The organism is Bradyrhizobium sp. P3_C3, assembly GCF_056402655.1.
Genome location: NZ_JBFUGY010000048.1, coordinates 25,266 through 41,037, shown reverse-complemented (window position 1 = coordinate 41,037; position 15,772 = coordinate 25,266). Strand labels below are relative to the sequence as shown.

At 60.1% G+C, this 15,772-nt stretch carries 26 protein-coding genes and 1 pseudogene; 14 read left to right on the top strand and 13 right to left on the bottom strand.

What is annotated here, in order from left to right:
* Positions 1–81: 81 nt before the first annotated feature.
* The 8 genes from AC1DW2_RS36760 to AC1DW2_RS36725 all read left to right on the top strand — a co-directional run bounded on the left by AC1DW2_RS36760 (position 82) and on the right by AC1DW2_RS36725 (position 3,462).
* On the top strand, positions 82–801 hold the full coding sequence (locus tag AC1DW2_RS36760) for a Crp/Fnr family transcriptional regulator (protein WP_477008393.1): 720 nt from the start codon (positions 82–84) through the stop codon (positions 799–801).
* Entirely contained in the window at positions 798–1,106 is a 309-nt protein-coding gene (locus AC1DW2_RS36755; RefSeq protein ID WP_441267937.1) for a hypothetical protein, read from the top strand. The genes AC1DW2_RS36760 and AC1DW2_RS36755 overlap by 4 nt, the downstream gene beginning before the upstream one ends.
* Complete coding sequence (locus AC1DW2_RS36750; protein WP_441267936.1) at positions 1,096–1,344, top strand: hypothetical protein; 249 nt, start codon at positions 1,096–1,098, stop codon at positions 1,342–1,344. The genes AC1DW2_RS36755 and AC1DW2_RS36750 overlap by 11 nt, the downstream gene beginning before the upstream one ends.
* 136 nt (positions 1,345–1,480) lie before the next feature.
* On the top strand, positions 1,481–1,621 hold the full coding sequence (locus tag AC1DW2_RS36745) for a hypothetical protein (protein WP_441267935.1): 141 nt from the start codon (positions 1,481–1,483) through the stop codon (positions 1,619–1,621).
* Between the two features lie 12 nt (positions 1,622–1,633).
* A complete protein-coding gene (locus AC1DW2_RS36740) occupies positions 1,634–2,383 on the top strand; it encodes a hypothetical protein (RefSeq protein ID WP_477008392.1) in 750 nt (249 codons plus the stop codon).
* Positions 2,384–2,515: 132 nt separating this feature from the next.
* Positions 2,516–2,725 carry a PRC-barrel domain-containing protein gene (locus AC1DW2_RS36735; protein WP_441268827.1) on the top strand — a complete coding sequence of 70 codons (210 nt, stop codon included), beginning with the start codon at positions 2,516–2,518 and terminating at the stop codon, positions 2,723–2,725.
* 116 nt (positions 2,726–2,841) lie between these two features.
* On the top strand, positions 2,842–3,054 hold the full coding sequence (locus AC1DW2_RS36730; RefSeq protein ID WP_477008391.1) for a hypothetical protein: 213 nt from the start codon (positions 2,842–2,844) through the stop codon (positions 3,052–3,054).
* A 168-nt stretch (positions 3,055–3,222) separates the two neighbouring features.
* Entirely contained in the window at positions 3,223–3,462 is a 240-nt protein-coding gene (locus tag AC1DW2_RS36725) for a DUF6894 family protein (protein ID WP_477008390.1), read from the top strand.
* A 579-nt stretch (positions 3,463–4,041) separates the two neighbouring features.
* On the opposite strand, the gene AC1DW2_RS36720 is transcribed toward AC1DW2_RS36725, so the two are convergent.
* Positions 4,042–4,323 (bottom strand): LuxR C-terminal-related transcriptional regulator, encoded by a 282-nt coding sequence (locus tag AC1DW2_RS36720; RefSeq protein WP_441267930.1) that lies wholly within the window; start codon positions 4,321–4,323, stop codon positions 4,042–4,044.
* A 129-nt stretch (positions 4,324–4,452) separates the two neighbouring features.
* Positions 4,453–4,962 carry a phasin family protein gene (locus AC1DW2_RS36715; protein ID WP_166093118.1) on the bottom strand — a complete coding sequence of 170 codons (510 nt, stop codon included), beginning with the start codon at positions 4,960–4,962 and terminating at the stop codon, positions 4,453–4,455.
* A 260-nt stretch (positions 4,963–5,222) separates the two neighbouring features.
* Between AC1DW2_RS36715 and AC1DW2_RS36710 the strand changes: the two genes are divergently transcribed.
* The gene (locus AC1DW2_RS36710; protein ID WP_477008389.1) at positions 5,223–5,603 is read left to right on the top strand and encodes a hypothetical protein; all 381 of its coding nucleotides are present in this window, start codon (positions 5,223–5,225) and stop codon (positions 5,601–5,603) included.
* Positions 5,575–5,859 carry a hypothetical protein gene (locus AC1DW2_RS36705; RefSeq protein ID WP_477008388.1) on the top strand — a complete coding sequence of 95 codons (285 nt, stop codon included), beginning with the start codon at positions 5,575–5,577 and terminating at the stop codon, positions 5,857–5,859. The genes AC1DW2_RS36710 and AC1DW2_RS36705 overlap by 29 nt, the downstream gene beginning before the upstream one ends.
* A 154-nt stretch (positions 5,860–6,013) precedes the next feature.
* On the opposite strand, the gene AC1DW2_RS36700 is transcribed toward AC1DW2_RS36705, so the two are convergent.
* On the bottom strand, positions 6,014–6,163 hold the full coding sequence (locus AC1DW2_RS36700; RefSeq protein WP_477008387.1) for a hypothetical protein: 150 nt from the start codon (positions 6,161–6,163) through the stop codon (positions 6,014–6,016).
* Between the two features lie 118 nt (positions 6,164–6,281).
* Here AC1DW2_RS36700 and AC1DW2_RS36695 point away from each other — a divergent pair, with 118 nt between their 5' ends.
* The 3 genes from AC1DW2_RS36695 (at position 6,282) to AC1DW2_RS36685 (ending at position 7,380) form a co-directional block, all read left to right on the top strand.
* On the top strand, positions 6,282–6,668 hold the full coding sequence (locus AC1DW2_RS36695) for a hypothetical protein (RefSeq protein WP_477008386.1): 387 nt from the start codon (positions 6,282–6,284) through the stop codon (positions 6,666–6,668).
* 272 nt (positions 6,669–6,940) lie between these two features.
* Entirely contained in the window at positions 6,941–7,129 is a 189-nt protein-coding gene (locus tag AC1DW2_RS36690) for a hypothetical protein (protein WP_477008385.1), read from the top strand.
* A complete protein-coding gene (locus tag AC1DW2_RS36685) occupies positions 7,126–7,380 on the top strand; it encodes a hypothetical protein (protein WP_477008384.1) in 255 nt (84 codons plus the stop codon). The genes AC1DW2_RS36690 and AC1DW2_RS36685 overlap by 4 nt, the downstream gene beginning before the upstream one ends.
* Positions 7,381–7,443: 63 nt before the next feature.
* Here AC1DW2_RS36685 and AC1DW2_RS36680 read toward each other — a convergent pair whose 3' ends face one another.
* Complete coding sequence (locus AC1DW2_RS36680) at positions 7,444–8,166, bottom strand: Crp/Fnr family transcriptional regulator (protein ID WP_477008383.1); 723 nt, start codon at positions 8,164–8,166, stop codon at positions 7,444–7,446.
* Between the two features lie 102 nt (positions 8,167–8,268).
* A complete protein-coding gene (locus AC1DW2_RS36675; protein ID WP_477008382.1) occupies positions 8,269–8,502 on the bottom strand; it encodes a DUF6894 family protein in 234 nt (77 codons plus the stop codon).
* 410 nt (positions 8,503–8,912) lie between these two features.
* On the opposite strand from AC1DW2_RS36675, the gene AC1DW2_RS36670 reads away from it, so the two are divergent.
* Positions 8,913–9,122, top strand: coding sequence for a hypothetical protein (locus tag AC1DW2_RS36670; protein ID WP_477008381.1), 210 nt, complete (start codon positions 8,913–8,915; stop codon positions 9,120–9,122).
* 54 nt (positions 9,123–9,176) lie between these two features.
* Here the strand turns inward: AC1DW2_RS36670 and AC1DW2_RS36665 are convergent, their stop codons facing one another.
* The 8 genes and pseudogenes from AC1DW2_RS36665 to ruvA all read right to left on the bottom strand — a co-directional run bounded on the left by AC1DW2_RS36665 (position 9,177) and on the right by ruvA (position 15,668).
* A complete protein-coding gene (locus AC1DW2_RS36665; protein ID WP_477008380.1) occupies positions 9,177–9,368 on the bottom strand; it encodes a hypothetical protein in 192 nt (63 codons plus the stop codon).
* A 561-nt stretch (positions 9,369–9,929) separates the two neighbouring features.
* Positions 9,930–11,213, bottom strand: coding sequence for a hypothetical protein (locus AC1DW2_RS36660; RefSeq protein ID WP_477008379.1), 1,284 nt, complete (start codon positions 11,211–11,213; stop codon positions 9,930–9,932).
* Positions 11,214–11,296: 83 nt separating this feature from the next.
* Positions 11,297–11,737: a tol-pal system-associated acyl-CoA thioesterase gene (gene ybgC, locus AC1DW2_RS36655; RefSeq protein WP_477008378.1), complete on the bottom strand. Its 441-nt coding sequence runs from the start codon at positions 11,735–11,737 to the stop codon at positions 11,297–11,299.
* A 111-nt stretch (positions 11,738–11,848) separates the two neighbouring features.
* A pseudogene (locus AC1DW2_RS36650) lies at positions 11,849–12,006 on the bottom strand (hotdog family protein); the annotation flags it as partial.
* Between the two features lie 403 nt (positions 12,007–12,409).
* Entirely contained in the window at positions 12,410–13,324 is a 915-nt protein-coding gene (locus tag AC1DW2_RS36645) for a metallophosphoesterase (RefSeq protein ID WP_477008377.1), read from the bottom strand.
* A 150-nt stretch (positions 13,325–13,474) separates the two neighbouring features.
* Positions 13,475–14,527, bottom strand: coding sequence for a Holliday junction branch migration DNA helicase RuvB (gene ruvB, locus AC1DW2_RS36640; protein ID WP_063981038.1), 1,053 nt, complete (start codon positions 14,525–14,527; stop codon positions 13,475–13,477).
* Positions 14,524–15,054: a hypothetical protein gene (locus tag AC1DW2_RS36635; protein WP_063981037.1), complete on the bottom strand. Its 531-nt coding sequence runs from the start codon at positions 15,052–15,054 to the stop codon at positions 14,524–14,526. Before AC1DW2_RS36635 ends, ruvB begins: the two co-directional genes overlap by 4 nt.
* Complete coding sequence (gene ruvA / locus AC1DW2_RS36630) at positions 15,051–15,668, bottom strand: Holliday junction branch migration protein RuvA (RefSeq protein ID WP_063981036.1); 618 nt, start codon at positions 15,666–15,668, stop codon at positions 15,051–15,053. The genes AC1DW2_RS36635 and ruvA overlap by 4 nt, the downstream gene beginning before the upstream one ends.
* Positions 15,669–15,772 lie beyond the last annotated feature (104 nt).

The window sequence follows — 15,772 nt, the reverse complement described above, 5'->3', positions numbered from 1 at the left end:
GGCTATGAGTAACTCATGTTACTCTACCAGCAAGAAACGCATAACAACGATTGCACAACCCTCAGTGCAAGGGGGGAGAAAATGTCGATGACGACCGAACGGGACGAAGCGGACGAGGTGCGAACGTTTATCAACTCGATGAAGAGCAAGCGCATCGGACATGCCCGGAAGGGCGAACAGCTCTTCTCAAAGGGCAAGCGCATCGCTGAGATTTTCCTGATCCGCCGTGGCGAGATCAAGATCGACATGGCATCGGCGCAAGGCCGCACCACGGTCGGACTGGTTGGAGCAGATAGCTGGCTCAGCGAAGGCGCCCTGGACGATGCGGATGTTCACTCGACCACGGCAACGGCAGTCGCAGAAAGCGACTACATCGCCTTCCCCCGCGCGTCATTCCCGAAGCTTCTGGATGAGCACGCGCTCTTTCACCGCTTCTTCACGCGCGGCGCGACCAAGACCGCGCGAGCCTTGAACGCAGCGATGAGCAGCCACATCCTTCACTCCGCGCACATGAGAATGGCGGAATACTTTCTCGGCCGCTTCCCCCGCGCCGACCAGCGGGAGCTGCTGATCCCGGCCACGCCGAAGCACTATGGCGAGCTGAACAACATGGTGCGGCAGACTGCGCATAGGGTCATCAACGACTTTGAAGCCGCCGGATTGCTCACTCGGCGCGAGGGGGGTCGCAGCTACCTTCTCAATCGCGCTGCGCTGGAGGAGTATCTGCAATGGGAGAAGAGCCCCGTGGCCAACACGGCTCATGAGTTCGCGCACTTCCTGATCGGGAGAAAGAAGAAATGAAGCGGTTGAAGCTTGGAGTTGCGAGCGACAACGCGGCAACCCTCGTCAGCGACGATGACATCATCACAATCGCCTGCGATAGGGCCAAGACGGTCGCGGAACGCATAGCTCGCGCGCTCAACCACCACGACGCCCTGGTCGCGGCGCTCACGCCCTTCCGCTCAAGCGAAATGGGCGACGCGCTGGTTTATATGATCGATGCGCGCGAGCCAAACAGCGAGGCGGCCCAGGCACGGCTGATCCAGCTCGTCGCCATGATTGACGTGATTTTGGACAGCGTCGAGGAAGCCGAGAATGCAGCGTGATGACAGCATCGCGCTCGTGACGCGGATCTGCGAGCTGGCCTTGCACGGTCAAGGTCCGGACGTTCAAGGTGCGGTGCTAGTCGATCTGGTAGCGATGTATTTCGCAGGGCATCACCCCGCGATGCGCGAGGAGATGATCGAGGTCTTCGTCAACGGCATGCGAAGCCTGATCGGCGTCAACGAGCAAATCCTTTTCGAACGGCATGGCGGGATGCCGGAGGGATGGAGCAAGCAGTGATCGAATACCCGACGACGTGTCCGCACTGCGGATACCGCACCGATGGTCTGGAAGCTCTCGATGACCTCAATGGAGCCGAGCCCTCCCCCGCGACGGCGAACTGTCGCTGTGCGACGAGTGCGGCGAGTGGAGCGTGATGGCCAAGAGCGATCCCGGCGGCCGGCGCAAGCCAAGAGCAAAGGAGCTGCGCGCAATCATGCGTAGCGAGAACTGCGCCAAAGCCAGCAAAGACTGGCGCGGCAGAAAAACCGAGCAGCACTTCAAGGGTCACGCTTAGGAGCAAGCAAGCATGAACAACGAGCTGGTGGAAATCGCGACGGCCGAGTTGAAGCAGCACGGCATAAAACCAGAGGTGACACACACCAACGGCGGGCACGTCCAGATCATGTGGCGGGTTGTCCCGGAAAAGGAACTCCGATGCGTCACCACGGCGAAGACCGGCAGCGATTGGCGCAATCGCATGAACATCAGGGCCGACGTTCGCAGGCTCCTCCGCGCCGACAACGTGACGCTGAAGCGCGAAGAGCCGAAGCCGAAGAAGCACCCCGCGCTGGCGAAAGCGCTGAGCCTGCCGAAAGAGATGGTGCCGATCCCCGATCAGATATCCGCCCTGCGCGGCGAGGTGGCGGACCTCACCGAGCTGATGGTGCGGACTTTCAGGATGGTCGGCAACATGCGCGAGACGATCGCGGCGCAGACGCCTCCACCGCCGCCGCCGGCACCGCCGCCCGAGCCGGCCAGCAGCAGGAGCGTCAAGATCAAGGAATATTTGGCGCTCGATCGATGGGTCTCACTATCGGCACTCGCGCGCGACACCGGGCTATCGGCAAAGCAGATCAAATTGAAGCTCTACTACCTTGAGCGGCTGGGCGAAGTGGCCGTCCATCAAGGACAGGCGAAGCTAAACGCGGTCGAGCCACGCCCGAAGAAGCCACGTGGACGCGCGGCGCACGAGGCGAGGATGAAGACGAAGAAGGCCAACGGGCGTGCGGGGGCGCACGGCCCGAACGGTCTCAAGCACCGGGTCGCTGTCACATGAAGGAGAAGGCCGATGGATTTCCTGCCTAGGATGCGATGCGCGACGCCGGCATCTAGCACCCGTAGGAACCCTGCTCAGCTTCCCAGGTTTGCATGCGAAGTCGCTCTGATGCGAATGAGACAGACCGAGGCAATGCCCCGAGCCAAAACGCACGCCGCCGCTATTCTGCGGGAGTATCACAAAGCCGAGACGGAATTGATCGGCAAGGCCGTGGTGCTAACGGACGGGAAGGCAGGGACTGTCGAGGGGCTGTACTTGGACGAAGCGCACGGTTTGCGTCTTTCGGTCGCTGGCCATCTCGGGAAGTGGCCCGTCTCGACGATCAAGCTACTAGAGCAATAGTGCTTACCAACCGGCGCGTGTAATGGCCTGATGTTATCGGCTAATCGCAGCGCCTCGCTCAGCACGATGCAGCTTTTGCCGAGACCGATCTTTACTGGGCTGTTCTTGAGACAACCATGACCGACTTGATGAGCGGGCAGCACAGCGATCCGCTGCGCGCGGTGATGTTCAACCCCGACACCAACCAACGCGAGGATGTTTCGCACGCCATCGCGCAAGAAATACTGCGCCGCGTCGGCATTGAAGGCCACGACGTGCCGTCAGACTGGAAGACTTTCGACCGCCACGTCGGCCCGGATCGCCAACTGACCCTGCGGCTGGCCAGTTAGGTTGGCTGCGCCGTCCCATACGTGCCTCCGTCAGCTCAAGTAGAGCATCATCAAGCCTCCGGGAAAACTCGGCAGTCGGCTGAGAAAACCCAGGCATCTTGAGCTAGAAGCATTGCCAAGCCTCCGGGAAAACTAGGAACCCGGCCCGGTCGTGCAAGTTGGTGCGGCATGCCAAGGTTTTACTTCGACTACCGCAGTCCGGCCGTCGTTATTGATCATGAGGGTATCGATCTTGCGGACCTTAAGGCCGTCGAACGGTTAGCGCGCGAATTATTAGGAGAAACCATCATTTTTGGTGCTGGCACAGGACCTATCGAAGTCGAGGCAAGAGACGAGTTTGGCCCAATACTGCGCGTGACCGCTACGATAGAGGTCAAAAGGAGCACCGAACACGGCGGCCGAACGTGATCGCGTTTCGGAAGCGACCATTCTTTTTCCTGACAGGCGCGGGAACATAGCGTAGGCGCCGCAGTGCGCAGGTTCGATTGATCTACATCAACCTCCTGCGCGGAGAGAGCCGCAATCTCGCGAGCGGGGCTTAGGACTTCATAGAAGGGTTTCTGTCATGCTCCGCTATATTCTCGCTCCTCTTGCCGCTTTCGTTCTGCTCATCGCCTGCTTGCTCCCCGATGATGCCGAGGCTCGGCGCGGCGGAGGTGCCTATCGGGGTGGCGGCGGTTACCGCGGCGGTGCGGTCGCAGTTCGAGGACCGCGGGGCGGCGGCGCTGTTGCAGTGCGCGGCGCAGGCTACCGGGGCTACGGCTATCGGGGCGGCTATCGCGGCTACGGCTATCGGGGCTACGGTGTCGGAGCGGCAGCAGTAGGCGCGGCTGCCGTTGGCGCTGCTGCGTACCGCCGCAGTTGCTACGATGCGTACGGAAACTATATTTGCGCCTATTAATACGTGGCGACGCGCGATAGCGGTCCTGCAACTGCAACCACGGATTTTCTAGCAGCAGATATTCTCGACAATCATGCAGCCGAAGTTCAGGACGGCGGTTCGCAGCCGCCGTTCTCGCTATGCTGCAGCTCGTCGACGACCGTAGTGAATTTGTAAGATGGCCAAGACGCCCACTGCGCGGCGGCTTCTGCAATTTCAGACTGGGAACTGATTTGCAGTTTCTGCAGCAGGCGTTTCCGCTGTTCGCCAACTTGTTCTGGTCTTCCGCCGATCTGAACCCCAATGGCACGATCAGAGTAGCCTCGGGCTAGACGCCGCAAAATGCGCTTCTCGCGCGGGCTCAAAAAAGGGACGCTACCGTTGATCAATTTTGACCTCTGCAATAGCACGGGACCGAGCATATCCCGGTGGCCACCGGCAGTCACTCGAAATAGAACTGCTCAAGGTCCGTGGGCGATCCGCATTCGCGTCCATCCCTTTGCCGGAGCGGCCTGCAGTTATCGTCCCGGCAGAGCCGTGGGCTGCCCGGGTGGCTCGATGCGCCAGAACGGATATGCCGCCAGTTCTCTCGAATGCTGCCCGAACATATCGACCCGTCTACTTGTAAACTCCGTAATGACGCTGAAAAATTCAGTTGGTGACCTGATCGTCGCAAGTCTTAGGCTGAATTCAAGCGCAAATTGCGCGTTGGCCCCGGCCATCTCAAGTAGCTTCGCTTGATACGCCTGCATGTTTGCCGTCGCCAAAGCAAAGCCTTTCGTTGGATCGCTACCCGTCATTCTCTGACTGACGTCATCCGGTAAGGCATTCACCCGAGGCTCAATGACAGGAACCTCGTGTTTAGGATCATCATGAAGCTCAGGAGGCGGTTCAATCGAGACTGCCGCAACAGAGCGAAGTAAATTCTCTTTCGGGCTTCTGACAATGGCCTGCTTGTTCCGTTGGGCCCGCGCGGTTTTCGGATTGCGGGCGCGCTTTGGTACTGTCGCCGGTTTGCGCTTGCTCATCTGACGCTCCAAAAAAAATGGGGGGTGCGACCACAACGGTCATTTCTGGAAGGACAACAGGCTTTGTGACGTGGTCGTTCCAAACCCGTGCATTGTTGCGGTCCGGGATGAACTGGAGATCAATCGCACGTTCTGCGATGTCGACGATGAGTTTAGGTAGCAACTTCAACCAACAAACGTCTAACTGGCGATCCCCAACGACCAAACTTGACGCCCCCGGCACGACCCGCTTGGATTAGCGGGTTGATGGAGCAAGCGTCATGCGTATCTCGCCGTCGATCGTGCCCGGTTCCGAGCGGGACATCTATCTGGTGCTGGATGATTTCGGCGGCCGTCTTGGCCGGGCCTGGACCGAGACCGACGAGGAGCACACCGACCGCGAAACGCTGCTGCGCCACCTGATGGAGGGGCAGTACCATGATCCGGTCCGGATCGTCAGCTTCAACCCCAGCGAAGGCTGGTCAGAGGACGCTTCCGAGGAGATCGCCGCTGAGCTGCGCCAGCGCTGCGCGGAGTGCGACGAAGCCCCGCCGCCGACCCTAGAGGCATTTCTGGATCCCTACGGCCAACCCCATCGATATCCAGCTTTCGCTGCTCTGAGGAAGCGGACGAATGAAGTTTCAAACCGAAGAAGTCGATGACAACGCGGTGCTGATCAAGTGCGACGAGATCATCGCCGGGTCGATAACCCGCATCGGCGAGCACTGGCACGTCGAGGTCCTGTGGACCGGACCAACCGGCGACATCGTCTATGACGCGCCGTCCCTTCCCGCCGCGCTGGCGTTCATCGCCGGGGTCGAGAAAACCATGGAAGCATTGGGCGCAGGCTCCCCGCCGCACCTGGGGCTGAGCCAGACACCAAAACGCCGCCCGCGTCGCTCGATCGGTCGGAACTGAACTGGAAGCGCTCGTCCGCGCCTGCCTTCGCCAATTCCACTTTAGTTCGAGACTGCAGTTAGGAACGCAGCTTTGAACGCGGGGGTTAGATGGCGATAACCCGTTGGAGCAGCGTGTCACCATGTACATGCACAAATAGCCCGTCCTGGACGAGCTAAGTCAGGTCGAACGTCAGGTGGTTGCAGGTGAGCGGCAACTGGCAGATCAGGAGGCTCTCGTCTGCGGCTTGAAACGGCAGAAGCAGGATACGAGCAAGGCCGAGGACGAACTCGAACGGATGCGCACCGACCAGCGCCGACTTCAACAGGAGAGACTACGCCTCTTGTCGGTGCTGCAACCCTAAGACCCGTCGGTAGGCGCCCTGATGCCGACGCAGTGACCGCCCGCCTGCTCGATCGCATGAGCCGACAAGGGGTGGTGACATGAGCAACCGTCACGACCGTCGCCGTTATCGGCGCGAGGCATCCGGTGCGCTGTTGACCTATTTGGTCGATATCGATGATCCGCTCGATGCTCATCCATTGCTGCAACGCGCTGCACGCAACTGGTGTGATGGTCTCTCGGCACCCCCACATAGAGAATGCGTCATCTGCGGCGTTCAGATGCCAGGCAGGAGGTATGTCGGGGCATTGCTGCTCACCACGCCAGCAGCCATTAAACCGACTGCCGCTAGCGTTTTCGGGGTCTGTCGCGGCTGCTGGCTTATCCGCGATCTTTCACTGGAGGTGATAGAACGCAAGGCGACGGAGGTGCTGCAGGCAGTGGTGCCCAACGGCAGGTTCGAACCGCATCCGGACGCGCGGACATGAAGCCGATGCGGCATCCGTTCGTGCCTCCTGCTTTAGAGGACCCCAGTTTTTTGGGAATGTCTCTGCTCTCGATGTCGCGCATCGATCATCAGCGCGCGGAGCCTACGCTCCAGCGCCACCGCGTCACCATCGCAAGCGACCGAGGAAGGATGATCGGGGAACAGACTTGCTCGAAGGGTGTTGATCCTACATCACCGCCCGGTTCTTGGCTCATATCGGTGATGTGAACGCCGGTTGCGCTCCCGCCTTCCTGGAATGGAAAGGAGCGCGCCATGATCAAACGGCGTCGTTTCAAGCAACAATTGTCTCTCGAAGATCGGCTCGTGGTGTTCGCCAAGGCGGCCCGCGCAGTTGCCGCGCTGCTTCCGCCTGGGGCAGAAAAAGACGAAATGCTCCGCAAGGCGCTACAGGCCGATACTATGGCCGGGTTCACCATGCAGCCGCGCGAAGCAACCCCATGAGGGATTATCAAGCGTCTCTCGAAAAGCTTCGGAAAGATGCTGCTGAGGCCGCGCTAATCCGCGATCTTGCCACTGTCCCGACCAAGCGGGAAATGTTCGATAGGTTGGCCCTGCATCTGACCAGCCTTGCCGATCAGGTTGAGCTTGCGATGATCGAAGCTTCCAAGACGGCGCGGCGGCAAACGACGGAAGTTGCCGACGATGCAGAAGGTCAGCCCTCGTCAAGCGGAAAACGGGAAGTTACCCGTTAAACCGGCGCTGTCTTCGACAAGATCGCGAAAACAATCGATGGTATCGCCAAATCTGCGAAGTTTTCACCGACCGCCCGCAGGTCGCTGGTGCAGATAATCGGGATCGAATTCCGCCAGCTCCTCCAGTGCCTTCCGGTCAACGAACTCGACCATTTGGCTTTCCCATGTGAGAAGATTGCGACGACGAAGTTCCTTGACGGTGCGGTTGACGTGCACACCGGACAAACCGCAAGCGTCAGCCAAATCTGATTGCGTAAAAGGTAGCTGGAACCGCCGATCCTCCATCAAGCCGACAACCTCAAGCCGCGATGCCAGCTCGCAGAATAGGTGCGCCAGCCTCTCCAAGGCTTGGCGCGAGCCAAGGTTTGCAACCCACTCGCGAAAGATTGCCGCGTCAATCAGCGTTTCGCGCCAGAATGTGTGCGTGAGCGTCGCCGACTTAGCGAGCACGTTGCTTAATGTCGAGTGGGCGACAAAGGCGATGGTCGAAGGTCCCGCACTGCGAAGATCATGATCCATGACCGGCAAGTGGAGTGTGTGCACGTCGGGCATATCGCCGGGGACATGAAAGGACAGTATCTGGTTTCGAGAGCCGGTTATTTTTTCGCGTGCTAGGAAGCCGCTCACTATGATCGCGCATCGTGTAGCCCTGTCGCCCCGCCGCATAATGGGGGCACCATGTCTGAACGTCTCGATCGTGCTTGGAAGGGCTGAAATCACCGCGCGATCCTGCGGGATCAGATCCGCCGTGGCTGTTAACCGCGCAATCAAACTTGTGTAGCGCAAGCACGCCTCCCGCGCGGCTGTGGGACAGGACCTAAAATTCTCGATCATTTTGGGTAGGCTGGCGACCGCAAATTCAATCTCCGCTGCCGCATAAGGCCCCTCTCAATTCGCTTGAGCTAAGCTGATCGCGGCTGTTACTGACAGAATTGGGGCTATGCTGTCCCTCCCGATGATCGCGACTTGACCTGTATGGCCCTTGGCCGTGCGATCCCGGACAGCTTCGCCAATGGCTCGAAGCGCCTCCCGTCGAGCTGCCTCGACGCATGGCAGCTCAACGCCGACCAAGTCGGCAACGATGCCATCTTCCTCTTGATAGTCGAAAAAGAACCGCGGCATTCGTCATGAATGAAGCTGGAGGGGTTATGTTCCTAAGAACCCGCACTGCCGTCATGTTGGATGCTGCGTTGGCGACGACAAATGAAGTCCAAACCGGAGCATCGCCGGGGGCGAGAAGGCGTTCGAGACAATAGAGGCGATGACCGCGTGAAAAAGGACCCCAGCCCACAGGGGAATGAGCCGGGGCCTTTGAGGTTTGCCCTTGCGAGCGCTTGGGCGTCGGGAAAACTTGGCAGAAGCCGGGATGTTCCTCGCGCCGATCCAGTCGACAATCGAGCCTTTTCCCTCGCCCGCCGGGTGTGAGTTCGGACGAAGCCCGCCGAATTGATGTAGGTTCACACCTTCTGGTATAATTTAGGCGTTGATGCATCTCGGGCGGCTTGGATCACAGACATCTCTGCGGAACACACATGACGGACCGAATTCTGTCGCTGACCGTTGCCGAGATCGAGGCGATGCTGCGGATCGACCACGGCGAGCCGCCCGATCAAACATCCCCTGCCAAGAAAAAGCGCACCCGCGTCCAAAAGATCGCCGTCAAGGATGACCGAAATGATGACACCGCGCGGCCCGACGTGAGCGGTCAGACCAGCGGAAGCTGGAGCAACGGCACGTCGTGAAGATATTTAACCCAGGGTGTTATCCATTGCGCCGCACCTACGCCTGCGGACGAACTATTCCCAGCGACCACTCAGCTTGGTTCGCGCGGCGATCGTCGTCTCGATTTCCTGGATCAGGTCCCGGAGCCGTTCGGCAAGCCGTTCGAATAGGGCGCGCGTCTGCCTGTCTGGCGCAGTTCTCGCCAATCGGCCGCAATACTCTGCCTCGGCCCGAAACTTCTCGATCTGGGCCATCAGTTCTTCCATCCAGCGACGTCCCACCCAAGCGATCCAGGGCGGAAGATGTAGCGCCCGGCGACCGGGCCGGACACTTGGGAAATTTCCCAGGGTCCGAGCATCGAGCGGATCATTAACCCGATCTGGCGAATGGCTAGGAACTGCGCGGGAGCATCACCGTTCAAAGATCGCTAGCTCTCGTCCCCGAGCTGGCAAGCGGCCCCGGCCCACCCCGCCGAAACCCTGCAGCCGGGGCCGCGCAGCCGTCGAAGGTGGCGGCGCAGACGGCTTGAACACGCCGGAGTTCTGTTCGGGATAAGCCGTTGGGACGAGCGAAGCGATTAGAGACTAATGTCCTAGCAGGATCGGAACCGACCTCGACCAAATCGGGAAGAAAGGCCGCCCCAAAAACGAACGCCGCCCATCATGGGCGGCGGCAGCATCAAAACTCTTCGGGGACTATTGTTAACCACCGGTCATTCTGCAATCTCCAACCTGTTACCCCTCCACCCATATAGGAGGGGGCGGGTTCCCCACAATACCTACGTGCGCATGTCACCGCGATGATCATAGAATGTCAATCGTTAATATCTATGAAATTCCCTTGAACAGAATGACCTGCCCCGCGACCACGCACATTAGGGTCACCCACGGCTGAAGGAGATCGAAGTTCTTTTGAGTAGGAATGATTACCATTTGAGTACGAATGTCTCGACCGTGAGATAGAGCATTCCTTATGTCCTTGATGTGTTTGGCGAACCGAAGCAGATCAAAACTGTCCGCTTTCTGACTAGTGGAGATCAGAGGGTCTAGGGTAAAGCCACCTTCGAAAAGCGTCTGCTTGCTAAAAAGAGCAATATTCTTGTCGATCTCGCGCGCCAACTGAATTCTATCAACCGTATCTTCGAGCAGGCGCCTGATCCGTTGGTCGTCGTCCTGTTTTGTGCTCTGAGTGGCGAGTACCAGTCGCTCCGTAATTTCAGCAACATCGTCAAGCGCGTTGGGTTGAGCAAACAGGCGTCTTACCGTCGCCTTTGCCTCCTTGTCGATATAGGTTGTCGAAGCGTACTCAACCAATCGATAGTAATACAAGAACGACTTGGATTGATCTTCCGCACCGTGTGCGGCTTGCCAAAAATGCAGGATATTTGGGTCTATGATTGTGGCCCTAATGCTCGAAGGAAACTTACCGGCAATGTAGCGTTCCTGCGGCTTTACCGTACTGACCTCTGGTCTCGGATGAATGATGATTTTTGGAGTACGATCATCGAAGTAGCTCATATAAAAATTTAGATGGTACGCAAGATCGACTACGATATCTTCATTCCATTCGACGTCACGCACCCAAAAGGACATCGCCTTATCCAGTCTGGATGCGTCAACTTTTTTTGCGAACATCGTAAGAGACTGTATATTTCTGTAATTCGTTTCAGTGCCACGGATCGGCAAAGCCGCTTTCGCAATTTCGAGTAACCGCTCGCTGCTTTCCCCGAACTCACACCGATATGTTTTGCCATTAAAAGAAAAATCAAACTTGCGGCTCGCTACTTCTTTGGCCCCATTACTGAGCCTGAAGGCCGTCCAAATGACCTCAAAATCCTTCGTGTCAGCGTGCCAGATCGCGGAAAAGCGTTGAGGTAATATTGTCGAGTTCAACGCCGCTGCAAGTTTCTCTACATTGCTTGGGGTGACAGCAACGATAAGCGAATTGTCGTCCCACGGCCTTTCAATGGCATGCCGCTGCTCGTCGTTAAATCGCATCTCGACGATCTTCGAAAACGGATGGGCATCCAAGAATGGAGCGAACAGTTCTTTTGTGGTCGGGGTCGCGGGCGCGAGACCCTTCTTTGCGGACTTAATAGATTTCTTTGCCATAAAATGACACTATCAACCGCTCCCCAGGAAAACAACCTGTGAGCGTTTGAAATCCACTCGGACATTTGGACGTTATCTTTGTTTCAGCCTTGCATCGCGATACGTAGCGAACTCGGAATACGTTGCGCCTTTCCACCGGAGACGAACGCCACGCGCACACGTGCCTCGACTAAAAGGTCGGCACCGCGCTTGCATTGCTGTAGTAGCGCAATTGAAGCGCCTTTTACTTCTATTGGCGCAGTGACGATTTCCAGCACATCGTCCATATACGCAGGCTTAAGGAAATCGATGGTCATCGAGCGCACCACAAACGCGAAGCCGGGCGCCTCGTTCTGCGTTTCTTCGAAGAGCGCACGGTGGTCGGTCCCCAGCAAACGTAAATAGTTCGTTCTGGCCCGCTCCATGAAGCGCAAATAATTTGCGTGATACACCACTTTTGAAAAATCGGTATCTTCATAGTAGACGCGGACCAGCATGTGATGGCCGCCGTCGCGGATCTCGCCGTCGAGATGCGGTCTCGTCATTTAGGCATCATCCCATTTGAAGCACTAGATAGCGCGCTCGCTTCGTGCCCCTGCCGTCCACCGACCCAAGGAAATGACAAGCTGCGTTCTGTGCTTTTAATGATGGACCCTGCCAGGCGCCTCGCTCTCTGTTTCTTCGAATAAGGCGCGGTGATCGGCCCCGAGTAGGCGCAAATAGTTCGATCGGCCACGCTCCATGAAGCGCAGACAGCTGGCGTGGTAAACCACCTTGCTAAAATCGGTATCCTCAAAAAGACCCGGACTTGCATGGTGTGGCGGCCACCGCTGATCAGGCCGTCTAAAAAGAAATGCGGTGTTGTCACAAAGCCCCTCGCGAGTTCCCCTGTGGGGCGTGGGTGAAAGCCCCAGCCGCTTTTAACCCTGGGGGGGACGTACTCAAACACAAAAAAGCCGCCCCGTGGGGCGGCCTGAATGCCGTTGGTTTGGCCCTTTTAGGCCGCCACTTTCCAGCGCCCCAGGGAAACCACCCGGCTTTCGCTATTACTATAAAGGCAAGCACGGGAAATCCGTGTCCTCGTAGTAGACGCGGACCTGCATGTGATGGCGGCCGTCGCGGATCTCGCCGTCGAGATGGGCTGTCACGTCGCGAGCCTCTTCGCTTTTTGCAACCGACCCGTTTTGCGCAAAAACAGCCGGCCGCGCAAGCGCAGGTTATGCCACGGCCGGCGTCCTTCCCAGCGTCACTTCGACGATTTCAGGCGGCACGCCGACGCGGACCGGCATGATGCTGCAGCCGAGGCCGCCGGAGACGATGACGTCGCATTTCAGCCGGAAGTGACCATAGGCGAGCTGCACGCCGTGCTGAGGCGAAACAGCCGGCGACCAGCCGAACAGGCGGACCTGGCCGCCATGGGTATGGCCGGACAGTTGCAGCGCGACGCGCGCGGGTACGAGCGGCGCGATATTTGGCTCATGCGCGAGCAGGATAACCGGCGCATCGTCGGTGACCTTCGCCAGCGTGCCCGCGAGATCGTCGGCGCCAAGCCGATGCACGCGGCCATAGCGCTTCGCGGGATAGTAGGCGAGCTGGTCGCCGAGGCCCGCGAGCCAGAAGGAGCGTCCGTCCTTGGTGAGACGCACGACGTCGTTCTCGTAGACGGGAATGCCGGCCGCCTCCAGCGCGCGATGGGCGGCTGTCGGCCCGTGCCCGGCCTGCTGCACGGCCCTGTCCACCCAATAGTCGTGATTGCCCATGACGGCATGGACGCCGAGCGGTGCCTTGAGGCCCGCGAGCACCTTGGCCCATTCGCTCGACGGAATGATGCGCGTGACCTGGTGAACACCCCCAACATAGTCGCCGAGCAACACGATGACATCGGCGTTGAGCGCATTGGTGCGATCGACGATGCCCTCGATCCGCTCCAGCGACATCCAGGGATCGCAGGCATGAATGTCGTTGACGATGGCGATCTTGAGCGGAAAATCCGCCGGCCATTGCCGCGGGGTCGGGTGATAACGGGTGACGCGGAGCCGCAGCGGCTCAATGCCGACGCCATAGGCCGCGGTCGAGACGCTTAGCGCGGACAGGCCGCCGATGGATCGAATGAGATGACGACGCGTGATCATGGAAGCCCGATGGTGATGCAGCTTTGTGATGCGGTCCGATTGGAGCGGAATTGGGGTCCGCTCGTGCAGACGGCCTGCATTTGCGTGCAGACCGTTTGCACAAAGGTTACCGGAAGTTCATGACAACCGACGCACCTTACATCACCGCAATTAGTCGTCGCTCTCGTCCGAGCCGAACAGGCCGAACTGTGCCGCGGCATCGCGCGAGGGCTCGGCGATGCCGAGATGGCGGAAGGCGTGCGAGGTGAGCAGACGGCCGCGCGGAGTGCGCTGGAGATAGCCGCACTGAATGAGATAAGGCTCGATGATGTCCTCGATCGCATCGCGCGGCTCGGACAAGGCGGCGGCCATCGTCTCGACGCCAACCGGGCCGCCACCATAGTTCTGCGCGATGGTCGTGAGGTAGCGGCGGTCCATGGCGTCGAGGCCCGCGGCGTCGACCTCGAGCGCGCTCAGCGCATGATCGGCGATCTTGCGGTCGATCGAGGCGGCATCGGCGGCGGAGGCGAAATCGCGCACGCGCCGCAGCAGGCGGCCGGCGATGCGCGGCGTGCCGCGGGCGCGGCGCGCGATCTCGTTGGCACCGTCGGCGCTCATGCCGACATTGAGCACGCGCGCGCCGCGGGTGACGATGCTTTCCAGCTCTTCGATCGTATAGAAGTTGAGGCGGACCGGGATGCCGAAGCGATCGCGCAAGGGATTGGTGAGGAGGCCGGCGCGCGTGGTGGCGCCGACGAGCGTGAATTTCGACAGCTCGATCTTCACCGAGCGTGCCGCCGGGCCCTCGCCGATGATCAGGTCGAGCTGAAAGTCCTCCATCGCGGGATAGAGCACCTCTTCCACCGCCGGGCTGAGCCGATGGATCTCGTCGATGAAGAGCACGTCGCGCTCTTCGAGGTTGGTGAGGAGCGCGGCGAGATCGCCGGCCTTGGCGATCACCGGACCCGAGGTCGCGCGAAAGCCGACGCCGAGCTCCTTGGCGACGATCTGCGCCAGCGTGGTCTTGCCGAGGCCGGGCGGGCCTACGAACAGCACGTGATCGAGCGCCTCGCCGCGCTTGCGTGCCGCCTCGATGAAGATCGAGAGGTTCTTGCGCGCCTGCTGCTGGCCGACGAAATCGGACAGCGACTGCGGGCGTAGCGCGGTGTCGCCGACGTCATCGGAGCGGCGCTCGGGCGTGACGATGCGTGGGGGAGTGGTCATGCGGGCAGGATAACACGATGCAGCGGTTTCGCGAGCCACCAGCACAGGCTGGCCGGAATGACGGCGACGACGGCGAGCATCGCCGAAAGCTTCAGCGCCTCGGGCGCGGAACGGACACTCGGCACGATCACCGCCGAGGTTTCGGAGGGCACGACGAACATGCCAACCATGACGAAGCCGGCCGCGCCCACGGCCGCGGCGAGCCACGCCATCCAGATCATGTTGAGATCGGCGTAGACCGCCGCCAACGCAAATATCAGGCCGGCGACGACTGCAGGAAGGAACGAGGCGAGAATCGTGACGATGGCCAACAGCACGACCGCGATCGAAACCAGAGCACGCAGTGCTTCCAGTTCGAGGAACACGAGAAACATCTGCAGCACCGCGGCGCCGAGCGCCGTTACCGTCACAGCAACCAACGCGGCGGTCGTCAGCGGCCCGACAATGGAGAAAATCACGACGATACCGGCCACGCGCGAAAGGCGACGAAGCAGGGCGGCGACGGGATTGGCGTGGGCCGCGCTCACTTCGACAGCTCCTTCAGGCCTAGCCGGATGAGTTGCGCGGTCTCGGCGCTCTCGCCCGCGCTGCGCGATGCCGACGCGATGGCCGCAGCCGCCTGCGGCTGGCCGTAGCCGAGATTGACCAGCGCAGAGATCGCGTCCGCCACCGGGCGCGGCGCGCGCTGGTCGTCGACGGCGCCGGCGAGATGGACGACGGCGGGATCGACATTGGCGAAGGCTGGCGCCTTGTCCTTCAGCTCGGTAACGATGCGCTCGGCAACCTTGGGGCCGACGCCCGGCGTGCGTGCCACCGCGGCCTTGTCGCGCAGCGCGATCGCGTTGGCGAGATCGGAAGGCGCCAGCGTGCCGAGCACGGCGAGCGCGACCTTGGCGCCGACGCCCTGCACGGTCTGGAGCAGGCGAAACCATTCGCGCTCCTGATCGGTGCGGAAACCGAACAGCTTTATCTGGTCCTCGCGGACATAAGTCTCGATCGACAGCACCGCGGCCTCGCCGGGCGAGGGCAGATGCTGCAGCGTGCGGGCCGAGCAATGCACCTGATAGCCGACCCCGCCGACGTCGAGGAGCACATAATCCTCGCCGTAGGAATCGATCAGGCCCTTGAGCTTGCCGATCATCTCGGGACCTCAGCTACGGCAGGCACTTCTCTCTCGTCATGGCCGGGCTTGACCCGGCCATCCACGCCTTTGACATCGACGAGAAAGAACGTGGATGCCCGGGA